Source organism: Cellulomonas citrea (assembly GCF_009829685.1).
Classification (GTDB): Bacteria; Actinomycetota; Actinomycetes; order Actinomycetales; family Cellulomonadaceae; genus Cellulomonas; species Cellulomonas citrea.
In genome coordinates this window covers 1-3,120 of the sequence record NZ_VWSD01000225.1, presented here as the reverse complement: position 1 = coordinate 3,120, position 3,120 = coordinate 1, and the positions used below count along the sequence as shown (strand labels likewise).

At 76.8% G+C, this 3,120-nt stretch carries 5 protein-coding genes; 4 read left to right on the top strand and 1 reads right to left on the bottom strand.

The genetic code is table 11. The annotated features are described in order from the left end of the window. The 4 genes from F2B26_RS15380 to F2B26_RS15365 form a co-directional block, all read left to right on the top strand. Positions 1-336, top strand: a 336-nt coding sequence (locus F2B26_RS15380; protein WP_201292777.1) for a type II secretion system F family protein, incomplete at its 5' end; no start/stop codon positions are given. A gap of 239 nt (positions 337-575) precedes the next feature. Next, positions 576-824, top strand: a complete 249-nt coding sequence (locus F2B26_RS15375) for a DUF4244 domain-containing protein (RefSeq protein WP_159810854.1) — start codon at positions 576-578, stop codon at positions 822-824. Further along, the gene (locus F2B26_RS15370) at positions 821-1,177 is read left to right on the top strand and encodes a TadE family type IV pilus minor pilin (protein WP_159810852.1); all 357 of its coding nucleotides are present in this window, start codon (positions 821-823) and stop codon (positions 1,175-1,177) included. Before F2B26_RS15375 ends, F2B26_RS15370 begins: the two co-directional genes overlap by 4 nt. Continuing rightward, complete coding sequence (locus F2B26_RS15365; protein WP_159810850.1) at positions 1,174-1,575, top strand: Rv3654c family TadE-like protein; 402 nt, start codon at positions 1,174-1,176, stop codon at positions 1,573-1,575. Before F2B26_RS15370 ends, F2B26_RS15365 begins: the two co-directional genes overlap by 4 nt. A 145-nt stretch (positions 1,576-1,720) precedes the next feature. Here the strand turns inward: F2B26_RS15365 and F2B26_RS15360 are convergent. Next, positions 1,721-3,120: DEAD/DEAH box helicase (locus tag F2B26_RS15360; RefSeq protein WP_159810848.1), on the bottom strand; the 1,400-nt coding region annotated here is incomplete at its 5' end.

Below are 3,120 nucleotides of genomic sequence, written 5' to 3'. Positions count from 1 at the left end.
GCGCTCGACGGTGCGCCCGGTGGCGACCTCGTGCGCACCGGCAGCCGGCTCGCGCTCGGGGCGGCCTGGGACGAGGCGTGGGACGGGATGTCGACACGGCTGGCCCCGGTGGCCGCCGGTCTGCGCGACGCCTGGGAGGTCGGTGCTGCCCCCGGGGCGCTGCTCCAGGTCGCGGCCGACCAGCACCGTGCGCGACGTCGGGCCGCCGTCCAGGAGGCCGCCGGTGCGTTGGGCGCGCGGCTCGTGCTGCCGCTCGGGCTGTGCCTGCTGCCGGCGTTCGTGCTGCTGGGGCTCGTCCCCGTCGTGCTGTCCCTGGCGGGTGAGCTGCTGGGGTGAGGAGGTCGGCGTTGCGACCCCTGCTCGTGCGCGTCTCCCTGCGCCGCCCCGGGCTCGTGCCCGCCTTGCTCGTCGTGACCCCTCCCGGGCACGGACCGGCGACCCGCCGCGACCTGTCCTCAGGCGTCGGGCGCGGACGTGCACCGTCGTGCGCCCAGCGGACCTGCGCCGGGAGCTCGGGCACCGCACCAGGCTGGGCGAGCCCGGCATCGCGTCGGCACCCGACCTGAGGAGTCACCATGAGCCAGCAGCCCCTCCGCCCCGACGAGGCTCCGTCGAGCACACGGGCGTCCTCGTCCGTCCAGCACCGTCCTGCCCGCGCTCACCGCTGGCGGGCGCTGGCCGACGACGCCGGGATGGCGACCGCCGAGTACGCGGTCGTCACCCTGGCCGCCGTGGGGTTCGCCGGTCTGCTGCTCGTCATCCTCAAGAGCAGTGAGGTGCGTGACCTGCTGCTCGGCATCATCCGCGCGGCGCTCAGCTCATGACCCGTCGGCGCCTGGAACGCCCCGATGCGGGGGCGGTCACGGCCGAGCTGGCGATCGGCCTGGTCGCCGTGGCCGCCGTGCTCGTCGCGGTGCTCGCCGTCGGCGCGGCGACCGTGGTCCGGGTGCGCTGCACCGATGCGGCCCGTGCGGGTGCTCGGGCTGCGGCGATCGGCCAGGACGACGCGGCCGTGCGGGCCGTCGCCGTCCGGGTCGCCGGTGGCTTAGCCACCGCCTCCGTCGAGCGGCAGGACGACGGGTGGGTCCAGGTCACCGTCGAGGTGCCGGTGATCGGCGGCGGGCCGGCGCGTGGGCTGCGTGCGACCTCCTCGGCGACGGCGTGGACGGAGCCATGAGGAGGCCCGGGCCCGGGCCGCACTCACCCGGCGGCCGGGCGCGGCGGTGGGGTGCCGACGACGGGGCTGGGTCGGTGCTCGTGCTCGGGCTGGTGGCGCTCGCGCTGGTCCTGGTGGTGGCGGTCGCCTCGCTCGGTCAGGTGGAGGTGGCGCGCGCCCGCGCCCAGGGCGCGGCTGATCTTGCGGCGCTCGCCGGGGCGTCGCGGCTGCTCGCGTTCGGTGAGGTGGGGTCGTCCTGCGCCCTGGCCGGGCGAGCGGTCGAGCGCAACGGTGCCGTGCTCGACGGGTGCGCCCAGGTGCGCGCGGGGGTGCTCGAGGTGCGGGTGCACCGCGGCACGCCGTTCGGCGCGGCGACCGCCGTCGCACGCGCCGGTCCGGCCTCGGCCCGTGAGCCGTGAGCCCGAGCCGGAGTCGTGAGCCCGAGCCGGAGTCGTGAGCGATGAGTGGTGGAGACGCGCCGTGCGCGGTGGGCAGCGAGCGTGGGTCGTCGAGCAGCGGGCGTCCACGCCCGGGGCGGACGCGGCACGCGCGCCTCTCGGCCACTCAGCCGGGGGCGTGCGCCAGCACGGCGTCCAGCAGCCGGATCGCGGCCGCCTTGTCGAGCGGTTCGTTGCCGTTCCCGCACTTGGGGGACTGGACGCACGCCGGGCAGCCGGTCGCGCAGCCGCAGTCGGCGATCGCGTCCCGGGTCGCGCGCAGCCAGGTCGGCCCCAGGTCGAACGCCCGGCGGGCGAAGCCGGCACCGCCGGGGAACGCGTCGTGCACGAAGACGGTGGCGTGCCCGGTGTCGGCGTGCAGCACCGTGGACAGCCCGCCCAGGTCCCAGCGGTCGCAGGTCGCCAGCAGCGGCAGCAGCCCGATCGAGGCGTGCTCGGCGGCGTGCAGCGCACCGGGCGCGACCTCCAGCGTGACGCCGGCGGCGAGCAGCAGATCGGCCGGGGCGGTCCACCACACGGCGGCGGTCCGCAGCGTGCGCGCGGGCAGGTCGAGCTGCTCGGTGCCCAGCACCTGCAGGTCGGGCAGCCGCTTGCGCTGGAAGCCGAGGACCTGGCTGGTCACGTCGACCATGCCGAACGACCAGGTGAGGGGACCCCAGACCTGCTCTGCCTCGACCTGGACCACCTCGGTCGAGGTCACCCAGCGGGCCCATGTGCCGTAGTCGACGCTGCGCCGCGTCACCAGCGCGAGGTGGTCGTCCAGGTTCAGCTCGTCGACCACGAAGGAGTCGCCCTGGTGCACGTAGACGGCGCCGGTGTGCACCGTTGCGTCGGCGGACGACAGGTCGACCGTGCCGAGCACCCGCCCGGTCGATCCCTCGACCACCCGGACCGGCTGGCCACCCGCGCCACGCAGGTCGGTGAGCGAGCTCGCCGGCTCCGGATGGGTCCAGAACCAGCCGGCGGCCCGGCGGCGCAGCACCCCGCGGGCGACCAGCTCGTCGAGGACAGCCGGCGCCTGCGGACCGAACAGCGGCAGGTCGTCCGGTCGCAGCGGCAGCTCGGCGGCCGCGGCCGCCAGGTGCGGGGCGAGCACCGCCGGGTTGCCGGGGTCGAAGACCGTGGCCTCGACCGGTTCGTCGAGCAGGGCCTGCGGATGGTGCACGAGGTAGGTGTCCAGCGGGTCCTCCCGGGCGACGAGGGCCACCAGACCGGGCGCTCCGGCACGTCCTGCCCGGCCGGCCTGCTGCCACCACGAGACCCGGGTCCCGGGGAACCCGGCGACCAGCACCGCGTCCAGCCCGGCGATGTCGACGCCCAGCTCGAGGGCGTTCGTGGTGGCCAGCGCACGGATCTGCCCGGCGCGTACCGCCTGCTCGAGGGCCCGCCGCTCCTCCGGCAGGTAGCCACCGCGGTACGCCTGCACCCCGGCGGCCAGCGCGGGGTCGACGGCCGCCAGGTGCGCACGGGTCGCGGTGGCCACCGACTCGGCCCCACGCCGGGACC

Bases quoted from the DNA above. Each gene is read 5' to 3' on its own strand.
- F2B26_RS15375 (WP_159810854.1), top strand. From the start codon at position 576: ATGAGCCAGCAGCCCCTCCGCCCCGACGAGGCTCCGTCGAGCACACGG.
- F2B26_RS15370 (WP_159810852.1), top strand. From the start codon at position 821: ATGACCCGTCGGCGCCTGGAACGCCCCGATGCGGGGGCGGTCACGGCC.
- F2B26_RS15365 (WP_159810850.1), top strand. From the start codon at position 1,174: ATGAGGAGGCCCGGGCCCGGGCCGCACTCACCCGGCGGCCGGGCGCGG.